The 25,002-nt window shown below is 43.9% G+C and carries 4 protein-coding genes; 3 read left to right on the forward strand and 1 reads right to left on the reverse strand.

The features are described from left to right. Nucleotides 1-30: 30 nt before the first annotated feature. A complete protein-coding gene (locus I6F66_RS00825; RefSeq protein ID WP_197208470.1) occupies nt 31-18,840 on the reverse strand; it encodes an Ig-like domain-containing protein in 18,810 nt (6,269 codons plus the stop codon). Nucleotides 18,841-19,079: 239 nt separating this feature from the next. Between I6F66_RS00825 and I6F66_RS00830 the strand changes: the two genes are divergently transcribed. From I6F66_RS00830 to I6F66_RS00840, 3 genes are all read left to right on the forward strand, one after another. Beyond that, entirely contained in the window at nt 19,080-21,056 is a 1,977-nt protein-coding gene (locus tag I6F66_RS00830) for a TolC family outer membrane protein (protein ID WP_197208472.1), read from the forward strand. Nucleotides 21,057-21,440: 384 nt separating this feature from the next. Next, a complete protein-coding gene (locus tag I6F66_RS00835) occupies nt 21,441-23,579 on the forward strand; it encodes a type I secretion system permease/ATPase (RefSeq protein WP_024593177.1) in 2,139 nt (712 codons plus the stop codon). Then, the gene (locus I6F66_RS00840; protein WP_165740753.1) at nt 23,576-24,997 is read left to right on the forward strand and encodes an HlyD family type I secretion periplasmic adaptor subunit; all 1,422 of its coding nucleotides are present in this window, start codon (nt 23,576-23,578) and stop codon (nt 24,995-24,997) included. The genes I6F66_RS00835 and I6F66_RS00840 overlap by 4 nt, the downstream gene beginning before the upstream one ends. Nucleotides 24,998-25,002: the final 5 nt, after the last annotated feature.

Below are 25,002 nucleotides of genomic sequence, written 5' to 3' on the forward strand. Positions count from 1 at the left end.
TAATAAATAATTAAGAGGGCTCTATTAATATTAAATATCCGTTTGATTATTACTACTTTCAATTAAGTGTTTAATCATCTCTTCCGATTGATTTTGCACATCAACCGCAGGTGCTGCTGCATCAATGCTTCCCCCACTTTGAGCTGGAGTATAAGCAATTGCAGAGCCTTCGTCCTCAACCAGTGTATTTAGCGCTATAAGCTGCTCTGCATCTTCGCTAATAATAACGTCATCAATATTAAGCGGTTCCGCCGAACTCATTTGGACCGTTTGCTCAGGTGTTGACAGACCACTCAAGTTACCTAAGTCAATTGTTTCAGTGCTTAATACGTTGCTGCTTGAAACTTCATTAGGAATTGTATCGCCTAGAGCCGACTCTTCGCTAAATGATGCAGGGATTGTATCGCCAGAGGCTGAGCCTGATTCAGAGGTGTAAATATTGCCGGACTCGATAAACACATCATTTCCATTTTTAACTTGATAATTACCAGCTTCGTCCACAGTATAGAAATGCGTGTTTTCAAGACCTGTACCCAGTAAACCTAAAAGATTCAGATCTAAATTAGTAGAGTCCCAATTACCTTGAGCATCTACAACTGCATATGGCGCTGAAGTTAATGCTAAATCAATGCCTAAAACTAATGAGTCGAAAATATAGACCTTACTTCCCTCACCGCCATCAGATGTACCTTCGTAACCAACCAATATCCCTATACCCAATAAATTAAGTAAGTACTCAGGTTCTACTGTAAAGTTGATCGGTGTATTATCAATAACCAATCCAGATAAACTACCGCTTGATGTTGCGTTTCCAGAACTATCGGTCGCTACAGCTGTTACTGTATAAGCCCCATCAGCTAAGGTAGTATTAGCTGTTACGCTCCACTCACCAGATGCATCAGCAAATACTGTTTCAGTTGCCTCTGTAGCGCCACTAAAGATCACCGTTACTGACTCACCTGGAGCGGCTGTACCTGTTATAACTGGGTTTTGATCTGTAGTTAGTACCAATCCTGAATCAATTGTAATACCTGAGTCAATTGCGCTACTTGATGATTGCGTACCAGTATTACTTGCACCATCAACAATGCTTACATCAACGCTGTAGTTGCCCTCAGGAAGTACTTCTGCTGATGTCACACTCCACGTCCCATCAGCTCCAACTGTTGTTTGAACATTGTGAGTGGCACCAGCTGAATCAGTAAACATAACTATAACCGCTGCACCTGCAAAGCTTCCAGTAACTGACCCCGTAACAGTAGGCGTTGTATCTTGCCCTACCAATATTGGATCTATGACTACAGTTGGCGCTGTGTAGTCTGTGCTTGACACCATAGTATCGCTAGCAGAATTACCCGCTGTATCGCTTATTGATGCTGTTGCACTAAAGCTACCTTCACTAAGCGCGGTGGTAGCTGTTACTGACCATGTGCCACTTCCTGAAACTTGAGCGGTAATAGTTTGTGAATCATTATTAGCATCGGTAATAACAACACTCACATTTGTACCTGCTGGTGCATCACTTGTACCTGTAATTGTTGGTAACGGGTTATTAGTAACAGGTAACTGGTTAACTTCAACTGTTGGTGGTGTTAAATCAATAATGCCACCTAGGCTTGTAGAACTTGTAAGCCCTAAGTTTTCAACTGTAGCACTTACAGTAAAGGCACCTTCAGCTAATGGTGTTGTAGGTATTAGAGTCCATACACCTGCAATAGCTTGGGTGTTATATGTCGTTGCTGTACCGCTACTATCGGTAATAACTACCTGTACGTCACCTGCTAATATATCTGTGGTACCTGTAATTGTTGGCGTTGTATCGCTTGTATCTACAATTTGATTAATTAACAAACCTGGTAAGGTTGTACTAATAGTGCCCGTTTGCGTAACTGTTGCTATATTCCCAGCATCATCTGTACTTATTGCCTCAATTGTTAAGTCACCTTCAGCAAGTAAAGGAGTAACAATAAGCCATGTTCCGTCTCCTAATACCGAAGTGGTAACTACATATAATGTATCTGTAGAGTCAGTAATATTTACGGTAATTAAACTTCCTACCTCTTCATCGCTTGTCCCTTCAATAGTAGGTGTTAGCGTATTAAGTACACCAAACGCATCAATTCCTAGCGCTGGCGCTATAGTATCTATGGTTACTTGCTCAATGGCCGACTGCCCTGTATTACCTGCGGCGTCAGTTATACTTGCAGAAACAGTATATACACCATCTGATAAGCTAGTAGTTACTAAAGACCACTTGCCATTGGCATCAATTAAAGTATTAAATACCGTTTTTTCACCATTACTACCAATAACAGTTACATCAATATTTGTGCCTTCAGCTTCTGGTGATGTACCTGAAAGCTCTAATATATCTGTATTGCTAATGCTCAGTGGTAAAATTCCAACCACTGGTACTAGCGTATCAACGACGAATTCAAGCGTATCGGTAACTACATTACCTGCATCATCAGTAATACTCACATTCGCAACATGCTGCCCTTCAGTTAGTGCATCTACCTCGAGTGAAAATAACCCAGCTGCATTAACCGTGGTGGTTAAAACTGAACCGCCATCTAGTTGTATTTCAACAACACCATTAATTAAATCACTGGTACCTTGGATTATTGGCGTGGAGTCTGATGTTGTGCCAATAACCTGTAAGCCAAGTGTTGGCGATATTGTATCCACCACTGCGGTAAGTAGTTGCGTGGTAGTAATACCGACCTCACTTAACACGTCAACTGTTACGCTAAATGCCCCCTCAGCTAATGATTGAGGAACCTGCACAGCCCACGTATTATCGGCTTGCACTATAGCCGTAAGCTCTTGTACTACATTTTCGCTATCTACCACTTTAACTAGCACTTCAGTGCCTGATGCTTGGTCGGTCGTACCACTAATTATTGGTAAATCGCCCTCACCAGTAGCAAAGTCAACTACCGCATTTAGTACTGGGGTTGAAGCATCTACATCAGCAGTCGTAATAGTGGTGGTGTTACCCGCATCATCGGTTGCAGAGGCTTCAATAACTGATAAGCCAATAACATTAACGGCTAGGCCTAATAGCTCCCAATCACCATTTGCATCTGTGGTTACATCGTATGTTAAATCGAGTAAATCACCTGCAAGCTCTAGAGTAACCGTAACGGTTTTACCTTCGCCCAAATCAGATGTACCAGATAAAGAAACCAACTGACCTAATAGGAACGAAGGCACAATTGTTAGCTCTGGTCCCACGGTATCAACCTCACCACCGGTTTTATTGTCGACCGAAGTATTGCCCGCAGCATCGCTAATAGTTGCACTAACACTGTAAACACCGTCAGCTAAAATATTATTAGCAGCCGCTTGCCAGTCTCCATTGCCATCGGTTTGAACGGTCATTTGATGAGAAACTCCAGCAGAATCAGTAAAGGTAACTATAACGTTTGTATTTGCTTCGTTAGATGTGCCTGTAATTAATGGAGTGCTATCTTGAGTCAGTATTAATGAACTTTGATTAATACTAATCTCAGGAGCAATTGTATCAATGGTTGCTGTATTTGTTGCGTCCCCGGTATTACCAGCGCTATCAGTAACAGAGACTTCAACTGAATAATCTCCTTGTGATAGAGAGCTAGTTGCCTCTACAGACCATACACCACCAGTTTGAACTGTTGTATTTACAGTATGCTTATTCGCTAGTGCATCGGTAAATACCACAGCAACTGCATCACCTACCATGGCACCTGTCACATTCCCTGAAATACTTGGAGTTAGATCGGTACTTCCAGCAATATCGTTAATGGTCACAACTGGCGCTGTTATGTCAACTTCCCCTGTAATACTTGTGTTTACAGGATTACCGGCAGTATCTGTTGTTGAAGCTAAAACCGTGTAAGTGCCCTCGCTCAACTCTGTACTTGCAGCGACTGACCATGTGCCATTTGCACCAACCGTAGCATTAACCGTTTGCTCTGCACCTAAGCTATCAGTAATTAAAATAATAACTAATGCGCCTTGCGGTGCGGTTGTTGTGCCTGAAATTGTAGGCGTTGTATCATTTAAAGTTACAAGCGGCGTAATACTAAGCGTTGGCGCGGTTAAATCGATAACACCGCTACCTGTTGTATTACTCGTTAAGCTTCCTTCAGTTACACTTGCCGAAACAGTAAATTCACCTTCAGGAAGAATAGTTGTCGCATCAACACTCCAAATCCCGCCTACTACCGTCGTAGTTACAGTATGTGAAACGTTATTAACGTCAGTTATAACGACTGTGATCACCGAGTTATCTATTGCACTACTTGTGCCTGATATTGCTGGTGTTTGATCGTTCGTATCAACAATTGTATTAATATTAATTGTAGGCGCATTGGTATTTAAAGTTGCGGTACTATTTGCAACTGATTCATTCCCTGCGGCATCAGTAACACTTGCAGAAACTGTAACTTCACCATCAGTCAGTACATCTGTAATATCTACAGTCCAAGCACCTCCTGCACCAACAACAGTTGTGTAAGTCTCGGTACTATCTCCATCGGTCACAGTTACTGTAATACTCGTGTTTTCAGGTTCATTGGATGTGCCTGAAATAGTTGGCGTGCTGTTATTAATTGTACCTAATGCATTTATAGTAATACTTGGTGCTTGAGTATCAACAAAACTCGAACCTGTATCAGAGCCTGTATTACCAGCATCATCGGTAATACTTACCTCTACATCATAATTGCCATCTGGCAAGCTTGGCGCTGTAACTTGCCAATCGCCGCTAGCATCAACTATTGCGGTTAAAGTATGTATATCACCGTTGCTATCTGTAATGACTATATCGACCACCGTATTCTGTGGTTCAGTTGAAGTACCACTTACAATTGGTGTATTAGTGTTAAATACAGTTATATCATTAAGTACAATAACAGGTACTTGGGTATCAATTGTTAAATCAATAGTCGTGCTGCTGATATTATTAGCGTCATCGGTAATACTTACTTGCGCCGTATAATCACCATCAACAAGTGCTACGGGGACATCTACTTGCCAATTGCCATCAGTACCCACAGTTGCTGTTAGTGTTTGACCACCAATAATAATGCTTACATCTGCACCTATCTCATTACTTGTGCCTGAAATTGTAGGTGTTGTATCTATTGTCGCGTTAACTTCGTTCACAATTAATGTAGGATCAACACTGTCTATTTCACCTTGAGCCTGCTGCGTTGTTAAGTTACCAACACTGTCTCTAACCTCTGCAACAACGGTATATTGACCTTGCGCTAGCTCTGCAGGTACAGCAACAGACCAGTCGCCACCGGCTTGAACTGTCGCAGTAAACGCTTGGCTTTCTCCTTCACTATCAGTCACGGTTATATTAATTACAGTGCCTTGCCCCATATCGGTGGTGCCGCTAATTACTGGCGTACTGTCATTAGATAAAGCATCGACACTAACGGTTAATTCTGGTGCTACGTTATCAAAATCAAGTGTATTGATTGTTCTGACATTACCAGCTGCATCCGTTGCACTGGCAGTCACATAGGCAAGGTTTAGTAAAGGTACTGTTATGTTTGCAAGCCCCCACGTACCATCAGGATTTGTCGTTGCTGTATAAGTTGCACCAACTAATCCCCCAACTAGGTACTCTGTAATAGTGATTACAGAACCCCCTGGTAGATCAGAATCCCCCGAAAGAGAAACTAAATTACCTAATAAAAACGATGGAATAATTTCAAGATCCGGAGCGGTTATATCGACTTCGCCAGTGTCTGTACCCGTCCCTGTGTTGCCTGCGGCATCGGTGATACTGGCGCTGACGCTGTAATTACCTTCCGCTAAATCGCCGCTTGGCGTTACACTCCAGTTACCACTTGCATCGGTTTGTACATCAATAGTTTGCACTGCATTCGCTGCATCGGTAAACGTAACCGTGATGGTGCTGTTAGGCGCATCACTGGTGCCAGTAACCGTCGGTGTGCTGTCGTTTGTTAATAATGGCGCATCTACACTCACACTTGGTGCTGTGGTATCAATGGTGCCGTTGCCGGTAATATTGGTGCTGTTACCTGCCACATCGCTGATGTTGGCGGTGATCGTGTACGGCCCTTCAGCCAGTGCAGTCGGTACTTCAACTGAGAAGTTGCCATCAGCATCCACAGTGGTGGTGAACGTTTGTGTATTGCCTTGATCGTCCACTACGGTGAAGTTAATAACCGTGCCTTCAACCGCATCGCTTGTGCCGCTGAGTGTCGGGGTGATGTCGCTACTTGAGCCTGGACTGGTAAGCACAAGTGTCGGTGCAATGGTATCTATTTCACCAGTGCCTGTGGCAGTGGTGTCGTTGGCTGCCACATCTTCAACATTCGCGCTAATGCTGTATGCGCCTTCTGCAAGTGCTACCGGTACAGGAATTGACCACGTACCATTAGCAAGCACGGTGGCGCTCATTGTTTGCGCTGCACCGGCACTGTCTGTCACAATAATAGTGACTTCACTGCCTTGTGGCGCATCGCTTGTACCCGAGATAGTCGGTGTCGTGTCATTGCTAACACCATTATCTGCAATAAGAAGGCTTGGTGCGGTTAAGTCAATCTCGCCTGTTTCGGTGGCGCTGCCGATATTACCTAGTCCATCATCTACTTCTGCGGTGACCGTGTATTCGCCTTCAGCTAACTCAACAGGCGCTGCAACGCTCCATAGGCCACCGGTGACCGTGATGGTCGTGGTGGTTTCAGCTCCTGCACTGTCTACAAACGTTAAGCTGATAGTGGTGCCATCGGCTGCATCACTTGTACCATTAATGGTTGGTGTGGTGTCGTTGGTATCAACCAAGGCATTAATGTTAATGCTCGGCGCGATGGTGTTGAGTGTCGCGGTTTCACTTAATGTGGTGGTGTTTCCGGCGTTATCGCTCACGCTGGCTTCAATAGTAAGCTCTCCATCAGCTAATGCTGTCGGCACATCTGCTGACCAACTGCCATCGGCTTGTACTGTCGCGGTGAACGTTTCGGTTGTGGTGCCGTCGCTTACGCTGATGTTTATCACTGTGCCCGCTGGAGCATTGCTGCTTCCGCTGATTGCTGGGGTGCTGTCGTTCGTAGCGCCCACGGTATCCAGTGTTAATGTCGGTGCTAAGGTATCAAGAGTGCCTGATTGAACTGCGCCACCTGTGTTGCCTGCATCATCGGTGATACTGGCTTGTACGGTGTAGCTGCCATCTGGTAATTCAGGGCTGGTTGCTTGCCAATTACCGCTGGCATCAACTGTGGCAGTGATTGGGTGCTCATCACCGTTACTGTCGGTAATAATAATGTTGATAACCGTGCCTTCAGGCTCTGTTGAGGTACCACTAACAACTGGGGTGCTGTCGTTACCTAGACCCAATGCGTCAACAGTGACGATTGGTGTAACCGTATCAACATTGCCACTGCTATTCGCTGTGCTCTCATTGCCTGCGGCATCGGTAATGTTCGCAACAACTGTGAAGTCACCTTGGGCAAGCGCGTTTGATACTTCAATAACCCAGTGGCCATCGCTGTCAACTATTGTATCAATGGTTTGCACAGCACCTGCGCTATCCGTGATAGTGAGTGTGACAGTGCTACCAATTTCATTACTGGTGCCTTGCAGCTCTGGTGTTAAATCACTTATATCGCCCACGTTTTGAATGGTGAGTGTTGGCGCTTTCGTGTCGATGGTGGTGGTGTCACTCACTGTAGTTTCGTTGCCAACACTGTCGCGTACACTTACTTCAATGGTGCTTTGACCTTCACTTAATGGTGTCGCTGGTGTGGCGCTCCAATCACCGTTTGCATCCACAAGGGCGGTGATAGTTTGCGGGTTGCCTGCGCTGTCGGTCACTACAATAGTGACTTGCGCGCCTTCACCCGCATCGCTTGTGCCGCTTATGACTGGCGTGTTGCTGTCGCTTTGTGCTGCAACATCAACAGTGAGTGTCGGCGGTGTATTATCAAAGTCATCTGAGCTAATTGTACGGGTATTACCTGCGGCATCGGTCGCTGTTGCGATCACTGAGCCAACATCAAGTAAAGATACATCCAACCCGACTAATGACCAGTTGCCATCCGCATCGGTTGTAGTGGTATAAGTTGCACCAATACCCCCGTTAACAAGTTGCTCGGTAATAGTAATTTCACTACCTGCTGGCAAGTCAGACGTACCACTTAATGTGACTAATAAGCCAAGCTCAAACGTTGGCGTAAAGGCAAGTGCTGGCGGGGTTACGTCTACTTCGCCACTGTCCGTGCCGGTGCCTGTATTGCCTGCGGCATCGGTGATGCTGGCGCTGACGCTGTAATTACCTTCCGCTAAATCGCCGCTTGGCGTTGCACTCCAGTTACCACTTGCATCGGTTTGTACATCAATGCTTTGAGTGGCATTCGCTGCATCTGTAAACGTAACTGTGATAGTGCTATTAGGTGCATCACTGGTGCCAGTCACTGTGGGTGTGGTGTCATTGGTGAGTACTGGCGCATCCACGGTAATGCTTGGCGCGGTCGTGTCTATTGTGCCGTTACCTGTAATACCGGTGCTGTTACCTGCTGCATCGCTGATGCTGGCGGTGATCGTGTACGGCCCTTCTACCAAGGCAGTCGGTACTTCTATAGAGAAGTTGCCATCGGCATCCACAGTGGTCGTAAAGGTTTGTGTATTGCCTTGATCGTCCACCACGGTGAAGTTAATAACGGTGCCTTCAACGGCATCGCTTGTGCCGCTAAGTGTCGGGGTGATGTCGCTACTTGAGCCTGGACTGGTAAGTACAAGTGTCGGTGCAATGGTATCTATTTCACCAGTGCCTGTGGCAGTGGCTTCGTTGCCTGCGGCATCGCTCACACTGGCGCTCACTGTAAAGGTGCCTTCAGCCAGTACTTGCGTGGCTGCTACGCTCCATGTGCCATTAACCCCTAATGTGGTCGTTACGGTATGAGTAATATTATTACTGTCGGTGATTTCAACGCTCACGGTGCTGCCTTGTGGCGCATTCGCTGTGCCGGTGATCGTAGGTGTTGTGTCATCAGTCACGGTTACATCATTTACGGCAATATTAGGAATGGTCGTATCCACTACACCATTTTCTGTTGCTGTACTTGTATTGCCGCTTCCATCTGTAACACTCGCTTCAACTTCATAACTGCCTTCAGCTAAGTCAACAGGAGCTTCAACACTCCAGATACCGTCTGTAACAGTTGTTTGTACCGTGTTTGTTATGTCATTACTGTCCGTGATACTGACGGTGATAATAGTGCCATTTGCTGCACTGCTGGTACCGCTCACATTCGGCGTTGTATCATTTGTATCCATTAATGCATCGATATTAATACTCGGTGCATTGGTATCCAATGTTGCGCCCTCACTTAACGTGGTGGTGTTGCCTGCACTGTCGCTTACGCTTGCTTCGATAGTGAGTGGACCATCAGTCAGTGCGTTCGGTACATCTGCTGACCAGCTGCCATCGGCTTGCACTGTTGCGATAAACGTTTCTGTATTATCTGCATCCGTGACGTTAATCGTTATAACCGTGCCTACTGGCGCGTTCGATGTCCCGCTAATTGTTGGTGTGCTGTTATTCGTGGCACCGACTGTGTCTAACGTCAGTGTCGGCGCTAAGGTATCTAAGTTGCCTGATTGAACTGCGCCACCTGTGTTGCCTGCATCATCGGTGATACTGGCTTGCACGGTGTAGTTGCCATCCGGTAATTCAGGGCTGGTTGCTTGCCAATCGCCGTTTGCATCCACGGTGGCAGTGATTGGGTGTTCATCACCGTTGCTGTCGGTAATAACAATGTTTATAACCGTGCCTTCAGGCTCTGTTGAGGTACCACTAATCACTGGGGTGCTGTCGTTGCCTAAGCCTAGTGCGTCAACGGTGACGATTGGCGTAATAGTATCCACATTACCACTGCTGTTCGCTGTACTCTCGTTACCTGCCGCATCAGTAATGATGGCAACAACGCTAAAGTCACCTTGTGCAAGGGCACCTGGAATTTCAATATTCCAGTGACCATCGCTGCCTACAACAGTGCTAAGGGTTTGATTGATGCCTTCGCTGTCGGTGATGGTGAGTGTTACAGTGCCACCAATTTCATTACTGGTGCCCTGAAGCTCTGGTGTTAAATCGCTGACATCGCCCACGTTTTGAATGGTGAGTAGTGGCGCTTGCGTGTCGATAGTCGTGGTATCACTCACGGTGGTTTCATTGCCGACACTGTCGCGTACACTTACTTCAATGGTGCTTTGACCTTCACTTAATGGTGTCGCTGGTGTGGCACTCCAATCACCGTTTGCATCCACAAGCGCGGTGATGGTTTGCGGGTTGCCTGCGCTGTCGGTCACTACAATAGTGACTTGCGCGCCTTCACCCGCATCGCTTGTGCCGCTAATAACCGGTGTATTGCTGTCGCTTTGTGCTGCAACATCAACAGTGAGTGTCGGCGGTGTATTATCAAAGTCATCTGAGCTAATTGTACGGGTATTACCTGCGGCATCGGTCGCTGTTGCGATCACTGAGCCAACATCAAGTAAAGATACATCCAACCCGACTAATGACCAGTTGCCATCCGCATCCGTTGTAGTGGTATATGTTGCACCAATACCACCGTTAACAAGTTGCTCGGTAATAATAATTTCACTGCCTGCTGGCAAGTCAGACGTACCACTTAATGTGACTAATAAGCCAAGCTCAAACGTTGGCGTAAAGGCAAGTGCTGGCGGGGTTACGTCTACTTCGCCACTGTCCGTGCCGGTGCCTGTGTTGCCTGCAGCATCAGTGATGCTGGCGCTGACGCTGTAGTCACCTTCAGCTAATGTACCTGTTGGTGTCGCACTCCAGTTACCATTAGCATCGGTTTGTACATCAATGCTTTGAGTGGTATTCGCTGCATCTGTAAACGTAACTGTGATAGTGCTATTAGGTGCATCACTGGTGCCCGTAACCGTGGGTGTGGTGTCGTTGGTGAGTACTGGCGCATCCACACTCACACTTGGTGCTGTGGTATCAATGGTGCCATTGCCTGTAATATCGGTGCTGTTACCTGCCACATCGCTGATATTGGCGGTGATCGTGTACGGCCCTTCTGCCAGTGCAGTCGGTACTTCCACTGAGAAGTTGCCATCAGCATCCACAGTGGTGGTGAACGTTTGTGAGCTACCAAAATCATCCACTACGGTGAAGTTAATAACCGTGCCTTCAACCGCATCGCTTGTGCCGCTAAATGTCGGGGTGATGTCATTACTTGAACCAGGGCTGGTAAGTACAAGGGTCGGTGCAATTGTATCCACCTCTCCTGCGCCTGTGCCGTTGGCTTCGTTGCCAGCGGCATCGCTCACGCTTGCGCTTACGGTGAAGTTACCTTCTGCAAGGGCTGTCGTAACAGGGACTGACCACGCGCCACTTCCGCCAACTGTCGCGGTAATGGTTTGCTGTGCACCGGCACTGTCGGTGACAACAATGGTTACTTCACTGCCTTGCGGTGCATCGCTGGTACCCGAGATAGTCGGTGTCGTGTCATTGCTAACACCATTGTCTACAATAACAAGGCTTGGTGCGGTTAAGTCAATCTCGCCTGCTTCTGTGGCGCTGCCGATATTACCTAGGCCATCGTCTACCTCTGCGGTGACAGTATATTCGCCTTCGGCTAGCACGCTTGGTGCATCGACGCTCCATACACCACCCGTTACGGTCGTATCAACAGTCGTAATATTCCCTGCACTGTCTTCAAACGTTAAGCTAATGGTGGTGTCATCGGCCGCATCGCTTGTACCATTAATGGTTGGGGTGGTGTCGTTGGTATCAACCAATGCATTAATACTGATGCTTGGGGCCGTGGTGTTGAGTGTTGCGGTTTCACTTAACGTGGTGGTGTTGCCTGCACTGTCACTGACGCTTGCTTCAATAGTTAATGGACCATCAGTTAACGCGTTCGGTACATCTGCTGACCAGCTGCCATCGGCTTGCACTGTTGCGGTAAACGTTTCTGTTGTGGTGCCGTCGCTTACACTGATGTTTATCACTGTGCCCACTGGCGCATTGCTGCTTCCGCTGATTGTTGGGGTGCTGTCGTTAGTGGCGCCCACGGTATCCAGTGTTAATGTCGGTGCTAAGGTATCAAGAGTGCCTGATTGAATTGCGCCACCTGTGTTGCCTGCATCATCGGTGATACTGGCTTGCACGCTGTAGCTGCCATCCGGTAATTCAGGGCTGGTTGCTTGCCAATCGCCATTTGCATCCACAGTAGCGGTAATTGGGTGTTCATCACCGTTGCTGTCGGTAATAACAATGTTTACAACAGTGCCTGCAGGCTCTGTTGAGGTACCACTAATCACTGGAGTGCTGTCGTTACCTAAGCCCAGTGCATCAACGGTGACAACCGGTGTAATGGTATCCACATTGCCACTGCTGTTTGCTGTGCTCTCGTTGCCTGCAGCATCAGTAATGCTGGCAACAACGCTAAACTCACCTTGTGCAAGGGCTGTCGATACTTCGATTGCCCAATGTCCATCGCTGCCTATAACGGTCTCAATGGTTTGCACAGCGCCTTGGCTGTCGGTGATGGTGAGTGTAACGGTGCCACCAATTTCATTACTGGTGCCTTGCAGCTCTGGTGTTAAATCGCTGATATCACCTACATTTTGAATGGTGAGTATTGGCGCTTGTGTGTCTAACGTAATTGTATCTGTAACTGTTGTCGTATTTCCTGCTTCATCAGACACACTCACTTCTATGGTGTTATCACCTTCATTTAAATCTGCTTGTGGAATTACTTCCCAGTTACCATTTGTATCAACTGTAGTGGTAAGTGTTTGTTCAACTCCATTTTCATCTGTAATAACAACCGTGATACTGGTACCAACGTCTGCATCACTAGTGCCTGAAATAGTAGGCGTTGAGTCGTTGGTTACAGCTTCAAAGTCAACGGTTAAGCTAGGTCCTGATGTGTCTATATTACCGGTAGCCGTAGTTGAAGCGCTATTTCCTGCAGCATCAGATACTTCAGCTTCTACAGAATAATCGCCCGAGGCCAACTCTTGAGAAAGTTCAACACTCCAATTACCATCGGCATCTGTTGTTGTGCTAAATGTGCGAACAACTCCTTGAGAATCAGTAACCGTTAAATTTATAACTGTGCCTGAAGCTACGTCAGTTGTGTTACCAGAAATAACCGGTGTTGTATCATTACTTGTCTCTAGTTCATTTACTTGTATTGTTGGAGGCGTAATATCAATTACAGCATCAAGCTCTGCATTAGCCGTTCCACCACCTATGTCTGTTACTGTTGCACTAATTAAAATGGTGCCCTCAGCTAAATTTGCAGGCGGAGTAACACTCCAAAGACCGTTTTCATCAACAACTGTGGTTGAAGTAATTATTGCACCCGCTGAGTCAGTGATCTGAACTTCAACTTGAGAGCCAGCTTGTGCATTAAAAGTATCACCATTTATTTGAGGTGTTTGATCGTTAGTTTCGCCAATAATATCAATGGTAATGGTCAATGCGCTTGTATCAATTGTGCCTGAAGCACTTGCTGTACCTTCATTACCAGCGCTATCACTAATACTTGCATCTACAGAGTAACTTCCTTCAGCTAAAGCCGCGGACACTTCTACAGTCCAACTTCCATCTGCAATTACTTCTGCTGTAATTATTTGTACTATACCGTTAGCATCGGTCACTGTTAAAGTTACGGTTGAACCAGCTGGCTCACCGCTAGCTGTGCCTGAAATAGTTGGTGTTGTATCACTCGTATCGCCTAGCGCATTAATAGTAACTATTGGCGCTGTGGTATCAACTTCTCCCGTTGTTGTTACGGTTGTTTCATTCCCTGCTGTATCGGTAACCGATACCTCAACGCTAAATTCACCTTCACTTAATTCATCTGGTACATCCACACTAAAGGTGCCATCGGCTTGTACTTCAGTGGTAATTATTTGTGGATTACCTGCTTCATCAGTTACCGTAATAGTAACAACTGTACCCTCTGGCTCACCCGTTGCAGTGCCTGAAATAGTTGGGGTGGTGTCGTTACTATCAGCCAGTGCATCTATCGTGATCACCGGTGCTGAAGTATCAACTTCTCCAGTCGTAGTTGCTGTGGTTTCATTACCTGCGGTATCGGTAACCGATACTTCAACAGTAAATTCGCCTTCACTTAATTCGTTTGGTACATCAACACTGAAGGTGCCATCGGCTTGTACTTCAGTGGTAATGATTTGTGGATTACCTGCTTCATCAGTTACCGTAATTGTAACTAATGTGCCTTCTGGCTCACCCGTTGCGGTGCCTGAAATTGTTGGGGTGTTATTATTAGTATCACCTACAGGGTCAATAATAACTGTTGGCGCGGCAGTATCAACTTCGCCTGTTGTTGTTGCGGTAGTTTCATTCCCTGCAGTATCTGTAACCGATACTTCAACAGTAAATTCGCCTTCACTTAATTCGTTCGGTACATCAACACTAAAGGTGCCATCAGCTTGTACTTCAGTGGTGATTATTTGTGGGTTACCTGCTTCATCAGTTACTGTAATAGTAACAATCGTGCCTTCTGGCTCACCCGTCGCGGTGCCTGAAATAGTTGGAGTGGTGTCGTTACTATCAGCCAGTGCATCTATCGTGATAACCGGTGCTAAAGTATCAACCTCGCCAGTCGTAGTTGCTGTGGTTTCATTGCCCGCAGTATCTGTAACCGATACCTCAACGGTAAATTCACCTTCACTTAATTCGTTTGGTACATCCACACTAAAGGTGCCATCAGCTAGCACTTCTGTGGTAATAGTTTGTGGGTTACCTGCTTCATCAGTTACCGTAATAGTAACAACTGTACCTTCTGGCTCACCCGTCGCAGTCCCTGAAATTGTTGGGGTGTTGTTATTAGTATCACCTACAGGGTCAATAATCACTGATGGCGCAGCGGTATCAACTTCGCCTGTAGTCGTTGTAGTAGTTTCATTACCTGCGGTATCGGTAACCGATACTTCAACAGTAAACTCACCTTCGCTTAATTCACCTGGTACATCAACAGTGAAAGTGCCGTCAGCGAGTACTTCTGTGGTGATGGTTTGTGGGTTACCTGCTTCATCAGTCACGGTAATAGTAACAACGGTGCCCTCTGGCTCGCCCGTTGCAGTGCCAGAAATTGTCGGTGTTGTATCATTGCTATCAGCGAGTGCATCAATCGTAATAGTTGGTGCGGTATTATCGATAGTTCCTTGTGCTGAGGTTTCACTTTGATTACCTGCTTCATCGCTAACGATGGCATTAACGCTAAAGTCACCTTCAACTAACTCATTAATAGCATCAGCTGTCCAGCTACCATCAGCTAGCGTTTGTGTTGTAATTGTTTGTGTATTACCACCAGCATCCGTCAATATTAATGTAACCGTTGTTCCAGCTGGCACATTTTGTACTGAACCTGAAATTGTTGGAGTAGTATCGGCGCTATCTGGGATTACATTAATTGCTATAATTGGAGCTGATAAATCAATTGTTCCAGTACCGGTATCGCTTGCTTCATTACCTGCAGCGTCTGTTACTGTTGCCGTAATTGTAAAGTCGCCTTCAGCAACAGCTTGAGTTGCACCAACTTGCCAAGTTCCATCTTCTGACACAACCGCCGTCAATGTTTGAGACTCACCATTTGCATCAGTAACTAAAACACTAACAAGGCTACCCGGAGCTACATCACTTGTTGTTCCGCTAAATGTAGGCGTTGTATCGTTTGAATCAGCAAAGTCATTTATTGCAACTAAAGGAGGGGTGGTATCAACTGTGCCTAGTTGTGAATCTTGAGCTGCGTTACCTGCATTATCAGATACATTAGCAGTTACGGTAAAATCCCCCTCACTTAAAGCAGTTGAAATCTCAATATTCCAAGTACCATCAGCACTTATAGTAGTCACTAACTGTTGCTCTGCTCCTAGACTATCGGTAACAATTAAAGTTACTTCACTGCCCGATGCTAAACCTTGAGTAGAGCCGGTAAGAGTAGGTGTTGTATCGTTTGTATCAGCAATATTGTTGATAGTGACACTTGGTGCGGTTAAATCGACCGTACCTGTAACAGTTGCCGTACTGCTATTGCCTGCAGTGTCGCTAACACTTGCTGTTACTGTGAAATCACCTTCACTGAGATCTGCAATAATATCCGCTGTATATGTACCATCTGTATTTGTAGTTGTTGTAAGTGTTTGTTCATTACCTTCACTGTCAGTTATTACTAATGTAACTTCGGTCCCTGCAGGTACATCAATTACATTACCGCTTACAGATGGGGTTACATCATTCGTATCCTCAATAGGATTAATCGTGATTGCAGGATCGGTTAAATCAATCTCTCCAGTTTCACTTGCAGAAGCTGTATTACCTGCAGCATCAGTCACTGTTGCAATTACACTAAACGGACCTTCAACCAATTCATTACTTGCCTCAACAGACCAACTTCCGTCAGCACCTGTAACTACTTGCACGGTTTCTGCTACGCCATCGCTTCCTGTAAATGTAACGGTTACTAACGCACCAGGTTCTACGTCTTGGGTAGAGCCGCTAATTGTTGGTGTTGTATCGTTAGTATCAATAATAAAATTAATGCTTACCGTTAAATCAACATTACCTACTGCACTTGCTTGCGCTTCATTGCCCGAGTCATCTATAACCGCTGCAACTACAGTAAAGTCGCCCTCAGGCAGAGGAGTTGTTACTTGTGCAGTCCATGAACCATCTGCTTGCGTCACTGCTAGTAATGTAAATGTACTGCCATCGCTTGCCGTAATAGTTAAAGTAATGGTAGTACCTGCAGGCACATTACCGGTGTTACCACTTAAAAATGGAGTGGTATCGTTAGTATTAGCAATTGCATCGATTTGAATTGAAATAGGAGCAAACGTTATTTCGCCGTTTGTTTGCGCAGTAGCCTCATTACCCGCTGGATCGGTTACTGACGCAGTTGCTGTAAACTCACCACCTGGCAAGATTTCATTAGCATCAACACTCCATGTGCCATCTTCATTTAATAAAGTAGTTAAAGTTTGTACGCTACCGTTTATATCGGTTACTAATACTGTAATTACAGAGCCTGCTGGGGCGTCTTCTACCCTACCTACAAATGTTGGTGTAGTATCGTTAGTATCAGCAATTGCAGTAACGGTAATATCTGGATTTGTTAAATCAACAACACCTTGGTTATTTGCTTGGGCTTGATTACCCGCAGCATCACTTACACTTGCATCAACCTCAAACTGCCCTTCAGCCAATGGCGTAGTTACGTCAATAGACCAATCACCATCAGCGTTAGTTTGGGTTAATAATGTTTGAGTTTGACCATTAAAATCGGTAATAACCACACTAATAATAGAGCCTGCAGGTACATCTTGCGCGTTACCTGTAATAGTTGGCGTGGTGTCTTGAGTGTCGTTAATATTATTAATTTGTACCGTAGGCGCCGTTAAATCAACTACTCCTGAATCACTTGCTAATGCTAAGTTTCCTACACTGTCGCTTACTTGTGCATCAACAGTAAAATCACCTTCAGGTAAAGGAGTCCCAACTTCTACACTCCAGCTTCCATCGGCTTGAGTAACCGCTGTTAATGTTTGTATTTGTCCTGCACTATCTGTAACAGTAATTGTTACTTGCGTGCCTTCAGGAACCCCATTTGTTGTTCCAACAAGTGGTGGTGTTGCGTTATTTGTTTCATCAGTTACATTTACTGTGATTACCGGAGCAGTTAAATCTACATTAGCTAAAGCTTGGTCTACAGCTTGATTTCCAGCGGCATCAATCGCCACTGCGCTTACGTTAAACTCTCCTTCAGATAAAGGTGAGGTAGTAGTAATAACCCAATTTCCTAGCGCATCAACCTGAGTAACAATTGTTTGTACCGTACCTGCACTATCCGTTAACGTGACTGACACATTATCCCCAGTATTCAACCCAGATACAGTCCCTGTTATTGTCACTGTTTGCGAAGCAGAATCGGCAACAGGATCAATAGCAATAAGCGGAGGTGTTGTATCAATTTCTATAGAAATAGTGTCGTTTATAGGGTTGCCAACAGGATCTGTTGCTTCAACAACAACGGTCACAGGGCCATCCGCAACTGGAGTTGGTAGGGTTATTTCAAAGGTACCATCAGGGCCAATCACAACACTAACTACTTGAGAATTTCCATCAACATCAGTTACCGTCACATTAACCGTTTCGCCAATTAAGTTTTCACTCGTACCGGTAATTGTTGGTTGTGATGAATTAGTAACGCCCAGCTCATTAAGTGAAATAGAAGCCGAAGTTGCGTCAGGCACAATACCATCAGAGGTATCTCTTAAATTAAAAGCTTCAGTAGCGCTTTGATCAAAAGAAGAATCAAAAGTAACACTACTAGGATCAACACTTTCAGAAATTCGGGTTAACTGTACAAACGAACTACCTCCATCTGCACCAGCTGCATTACCGCCACCAGCGGCTGTTGCCTCTAAATTATCTAAAATGTCCTCATCACCCTCTAATGCATCTAAAAAATCTGTTACATCTGAATTAGCCGCCGTTGATGAGTCTTGTTCTGTACCAAAATCTAAGCTTGCGATTGCTTCATCTAAACTTTCATCAAAAACAGTTGTTTCGCTAGAGTCTCTTGCTTCTTTAGCTAATAGGTCTGGTGTTATTTTTACCTTTTGATTTGCGGGTATAGATAAGGTTTCACCTTGCACATCTATTTGTAACGACGACTTAATAGCAGTAACAACTAAATCACCTACGGTAATAATGTCACCAACGTTTAACGCTCTTATTGAGCCATCATCCAACACAACACCCGCCGAACCCTGAATATCAATAACTACAAGTTGATTTGCTTCCATTTAGGTACCCTCAAACTTTTTAAAATAACAATCTAATAAATTAAAGGTAGAACAAAAAAAGCACATAGATACTGGACTCAAGTACAGGTTTAGAAGAAAAATTCAAAAATAAAAAATCAACAAAAAAGTGGTAGAAATTTTTTTTCATGCTACCCGAAAAGATTACTTGCAAAATTAGCACTCCTTTACTAAATATTTAAAAGAGTATTTTCGGTCTTAACAGGATCTAAGAGGAAGAAATGATTATAAAAAACACTTTTAAAAAGCATCAAGGGACTATGTTAATCGGATTAGCGATTACATCCGTAACTTTATCAAACTACGTGCATGCAAACGAACAATCAGCAATGCCACTTACATACGTCTCAAGTAAAGCGATTGAAAACAATCCTGAAGTACAAGAAGCATGGCATGCTTTTAAATCTTCTATTTATGGAGTGGATGCTGCCCGTTCAGGTTATTTACCAAGTGTTGATGTATCAGCAAGTGCAGGATATGAAAGAAGAAATTACGGTATTGAAGAAGAATATAACCGTAATACAGCCGAATTAAGCGTTACTCAAATGCTTTATGACGGTTTTAGAACATCTAATACAGTTGACCGTTTTAAACGTATTCAACTTATTAGGTACTTTGAGCTTATTTCTCAAACAGAACAAACAGCACTTGAAGCCTCGATTGCACTACTTGACGTACAAAAATTCAAAGAGTTAGTACAACTTGCAGAAGCTAATTTACAAGAGCACGAGTCTGTATACCAACAAATAGAGCAAAGCGTAAGCGCCGGTGTAGCGCGCGCAGCAGACCTAGAACAAATTAGTGGCCGTTTATCTCTAGCGCAATCTAATGTATTAACGGAGTACTCAAATTTACATGATGTAAGCGCTCGCTACCTAAGAGTTGTAGGTGAGCTACCTATGAACGATATAAAGCAAGCTGACCTTGATGAAAACAATATACCAATTTCGGTTAACCAAGCGCTAGACGTCGCCTACAAAAACAGCCCTTCATTTTATGCCTCTTTGTATAATATTGAAGCGCAAAAGGCGAACGCCAAAGCACAAAAAGCGGCCTTTCATCCTAACGTAGATTTATCTGCCCGCTACGGTAGCCAAGATAGAGATGAGCTTGGTCAAAATGAAACCAGAACAGAAGCGCGAGTCGGCATAGATATTAGTTATAACTTGTATAACGGTGGTCTTGATAGCGCTAATTTAGAACAAGCTTATCAAGATATAAACATTGCAAAATATCAACGAGATCAAGCCTGTATTGATATTCGTCAAAGTCTGCAAATTGCCTACTACAACGTCACTATACTAGAGCAAAAGTTGCCAGCGCTTAATCAACACCGCGAATCATCAACTAAAGTTAAAATTGCATATAAAGATCAATTTGATATAGGCCAACGAACTCTACTAGACGTGCTTGATGCCGAAAACGAATCGTTCCAATCAACACGTTCATACATAGTTGCGCTATACGACCGCCAATCGGCTATTTTAACTATGCTAAAAGAAATGGGGAAATTATTGCCAGCACTTGACGTAATGTCAGGTAAATACCCTACATTAAAAGAGCTAACTGACGATCCTATTGTGCATAACGCACAAAATATTTGTCCGAGTTACGATGTAGCAACCACCTTTAGCCGCAAGGCATTTCTACAAAAAAAAGCGAAGCAAGATAATGCCTACATGAGTGTAACCGCTATGCCAAGGTACTTAGATATACCGTTGGAAACCGACACTACACCAAGTAACTTTTTAGATGATGATGGTGACGGCGTACCAAACGAGCAAGACACTTGTCCGAGTACGCCGCTGTCAACTAATGTTGATTTATCTGGCTGTACAATTTATAGCGCATCAACCTCAAATATAGAGATTGGTATCCCTTTTTCTGCTGACTCAAGCGATGTAAGGTCTCAATATATTCAAGAAATTAGTCGGCTTGCAGATTTTTTAAAAGAAAACCCAAATAAGCAGGTTGAAATACAAGGTCATGCTTCTCTAGATGGAGATCGAACATATAACCGCAAACTATCTGAAAAACGTGCGTTTGCCGTTGCTGAAATTCTAATTAAACAATTCGATATAAAACCAAAACGTGTTAAATCGTTCGGGTACGGTATTGATCAACCTCGAGTAAACGAAATATCAGTAAGAGCAAATGCTGCGAATCGACGTATCGAAGCTGTAATTACTGATAGCTAAGTCAATTAACGTTATGTAAATAACTAGGGTCTGTTGATCTTTGCGGATTAAAATTTGTTCAAACTAGGGGCTGTTTAATCGCGGCGCGAGATTTGTAACCTAGTGGGCTAAGTAAAAACCGAGCAACAAAGAGTAAATAGCCCCTAGGAAGAACCCTTTGGGCAGCGCCTGTTTGGCATTAATGCTACGTTATCACCCATTTATGGGGAATAACCACACTGCATAGGCTCTGCCTTGCCTAAATACCAAACAGACTGCTGCAAATTTAACCTGGAAGATCAACAGACCCTAAACTCGGCTTGAAATATTTAAGCTAAATTTATTTCTCGAGTTTAGGTTTAGTAGTAACAACCGCATGCAGTTCTACATAACATTGGATGGTTTATGGAATTAAACGATGTACTTGATCATGGTGGCATACTCGTTGACTGCCTAGCAGTTTTATGTCGCCATCATGATAAAGAGTTTTCAAGAGAAGCACTATTAAATGGACTTCCTCTAACTGATGGAAACCTTACTCCATCAGGTTTTTCGCGCGCAGCTAAGCGCATTGGCTTTAAATCGAAAGTAGTTAATAAGCCACTACAAAAAATTAATACAGCACTGCTACCTGCCATCTTAATTTTAAAAGACAATCAAGCCTGTGTTATTAACTCTATTGATTACGATAAGCAGTTGGTGAGTGTAATTTACCCAGAGCTTACCGAATCAGTTATCGAACAAAGCATTGATGAATTAGCAGGCAACAGTGTTGGTTTAATTATTTATGCACAACCAGAATTTGCATTTGATGAGCGAACACCCGTACTTGAAAAACTATCAAAAGACGGATGGTTTTGGGGAGTAATTAAAGAGTGCCGCTCACTTTATAAAGACGTAATTATTTCAGCTATTGCGTTGGGCTTTTTGTCGGTTGCTATGCCTTTATTTGTAATGAACGTATATGACCGCGTAGTGCCTAACCATGCAACAGAAACCCTTTGGGTACTTGCTATTGGTATTTTGATAGCACTCACTGCTGACTTTGTTTTACGCTTAGTAAGAGGCTATTTTGTAGAGCTTGCTGCAAGCAGAATAGATGTAAAAGTATCGGCTGTAATTATGGAGCGGGTATTAGGTATGAAACTAAAAAACCGTCCATCATCAGCTGGCTCCTTTGCTAGCAATATTCAATCATTTGAAGCTGTACGTAACTTTTTTAGTTCCATAACGCTTGTCGCATTAGTCGACTTACCATTCGTAGTTTTATATTTAATTGTTATCGCCATTATTGGCGTACCTCTAAGTTTACCTATTATAGCGGGCGCACTTATATTATTAGCTTACGCTATAGCCGCACACCGCAAACTTGAAGCCCTTTCAGAGCAAACAATGAAAGCAAGCTCAATGCGAAATGCAGTATTAGTAGAAAGTTTAACCAATATTGAAGATGTAAAAAGCTTTCACTCAGAGTGTAAAACACAATCTGTATGGGAAAAGTCGACCATTTACATTGCGCAAGTAAACGCACAAAGCAGACTCGTTTCTAGCTCTATATCAAATACAGCATCTTGGATACAGCAATGTGTAGGCGTGATAATAATGATAATAGGCGTACACCTCGTTATTGAAGGTGAGCTAACTCAAGGCGGATTAATTGCAGCCTACTTATTATCATCTCGTGCTATGGGCCCTATTGGGCAGTCAGCCGCTGTTTTAGCGCAATATCATCATGCCGCAATAGCAATGCAATCACTAAATGAGATTATGGAAAAAGAGGTCGAGCGCCCACCTGGTAAGCATTGGTTAAGCCACCCTATTTTAAAGGGCGATATAGAATTTAAAGATGTATGCTTTAAATACTCTGACGAATCTCATAATGCACTCAACGGCGTTAGCTTTAAAATTAAAGCTGGTGAAAAAGTTGCAATTTTAGGACGTAATGGCTCAGGTAAAAGTACATTAGAAAAGCTTATCTTAGGGCTATATGAACCCTGTTCAGGAGCAATTTTGATGGACAATAACGATATACATCAAATTGACCCTGCAGAGCTTCGCCATAATATTGGTTATGTACCGCAAACCGTTGCCCTGTTTTATGGGACCTTAAAAGACAACCTTACGATAAGCGCTTGGCATGCCAAAGACGAGCAAATTATTGAAGCCTGTGAGCGAAGCCAATTATTTGATTTAATTAATTCGCACCCAGACGGGTTTGATCTACAAGTAGGCGAGCAAGGCCGCCAATTATCAGGAGGGCAACGCCAAGCTGTAGGTATGGCAAGAGCCATAATTAACGACCCACCAATACTATTACTAGATGAACCGACCTCATCGCTAGATCACAACAGTGAAAGTAAAATTATTAACAATTTAAAAAATTATTCTAAAGATAAAACCCTAATTGTAGTGACTCACCGCTCATCATTACTCGAGCTTGTTGACCGTATTATAGTTTTAGATAACGGAAAAGTAGTTGCTGATGGACCAAAACAAAAAGTAATTGCGGCGTTAAATAATAAAACCGTGGAGCAAGCCTCATGAGTGATAACAAAAAACCACTTGAACAACGCTCTTTTGAATCTGTTAGCAAAGCAATAGAAGCAAGAAAACAAGGTAAGCCATCCGTATTTAATAAACTATTTAAAGGATGGATTTCACCGCCAAATACTCAAGACTGGGTAGTCGATGCACAGTGGGAAAAAATGCAGCAGGAACCAGCAAGCGCTAGGTTACTACTTTATCTAATTTGTTTAACGTTTATATGCCTTATTGTGTGGTCTGGCTTTGCTAATTTGGATGAAGTTGCTCGTGGCGAGGGCCGTGTTATTCCCTCTAATAAATTACAGCTTATTCAATCTTATGACGGCGGTATGGTCGAAAAAATAAATGTCCGAGAAGGCCAAATAGTAAACGAGGGGGATGTACTCATTAAAATAGACCCTACCCGCTTTATTTCTAGCTTTAGAGAAAATCAATCCAAGGTTGAATCGTTAAGTGCAAAAGTTGCAAGACTCAGAGCTCTTACTCAAAAAAAAGAACTCATATTTAGCGAAGATGTTATAAAAAACGCACCTCAGGTGGTTCAACACGAACGCTCTCTTTATTTGAGTAACAGCCAAGAGTTGGAGCAACAGGTAAGTATTCACAAACGCCAACTAGAGCAGCGACACCAAGATTATATTGAAGCAAAAGCGGCACTTCAGCAGCATACCAGCGCGCTACGCTTAACAAACAGGGAGCTTAAAGTGACCCGCCCATTGTTACGCACCGGTGCTATTTCGGATATAGATATTATTCGTTTAGAGCGCCAAATAGTTGATTTAAACGGCGAGATAAACAGAACCAAAGCAGTTATAAATAGGAGTCTTTCGGCCATTAACGAAGCTAAAAATAAGGTAACCGAAGTTGAGCTCGTTATGATTAACCGCTGGAACAATGAACTCTCCGAAGCGCTACTGCGACTAGATTCAATTAAAGAAACTGAATCTGGCTTAGCCGATAAAGTAACTCAAACTGAAATACGCTCTCCTGTTAAAGGCACTGTACAACGATTATTAGTTAATACTGTTGGCGGTATTTTACAGCCAGGTAGTGATGTTATGGAAATTGTCCCGCTTGACGATCAACTTGTAGTAGAGGCAAAAATCCCGCCTAAAGACATTGCATTTTTACGCCCTGGGCAATCTGCAATGATAAAATTTAGTGCCTACGACTTTGCCGTATATGGTGGCCTTGAAGCCGAAGTATTACATATAAGTGCCGATACAATTACGGATGACCGCGAAAACACCTTTTATTTGGTGCAGCTAAAAACCACCAAAAATAATTTTTCAAAAGAGCTGACTATTATTCCAGGAATGACCACTCAAGTGGATATTATTACCGGTAAAAAAACCGTACTTGAGTATATTTTAAAACCGGTTCTTAGAGCTACATCGCAAGCAATGACAGAGCGTTAAAACAT

The sequence above is a fragment of the Pseudoalteromonas sp. NZS100_1 genome, assembly GCF_015864285.1.
GTDB classification, from domain to species: Bacteria; Pseudomonadota; Gammaproteobacteria; order Enterobacterales; family Alteromonadaceae; genus Pseudoalteromonas; species Pseudoalteromonas arctica.

Coding starts and splice junctions, on each gene's coding strand:
- I6F66_RS00825 (WP_197208470.1), bottom strand. CDS start 18,840: ATGGAAGCAAATCAACTTGTAGTTATTGATATTCAGGGTTCGGCGGGT.
- I6F66_RS00830 (WP_197208472.1), top strand. CDS start 19,080: ATGATTATAAAAAACACTTTTAAAAAGCATCAAGGGACTATGTTAATC.
- I6F66_RS00835 (WP_024593177.1), top strand. CDS start 21,441: ATGGAATTAAACGATGTACTTGATCATGGTGGCATACTCGTTGACTGC.
- I6F66_RS00840 (WP_165740753.1), top strand. CDS start 23,576: ATGAGTGATAACAAAAAACCACTTGAACAACGCTCTTTTGAATCTGTT.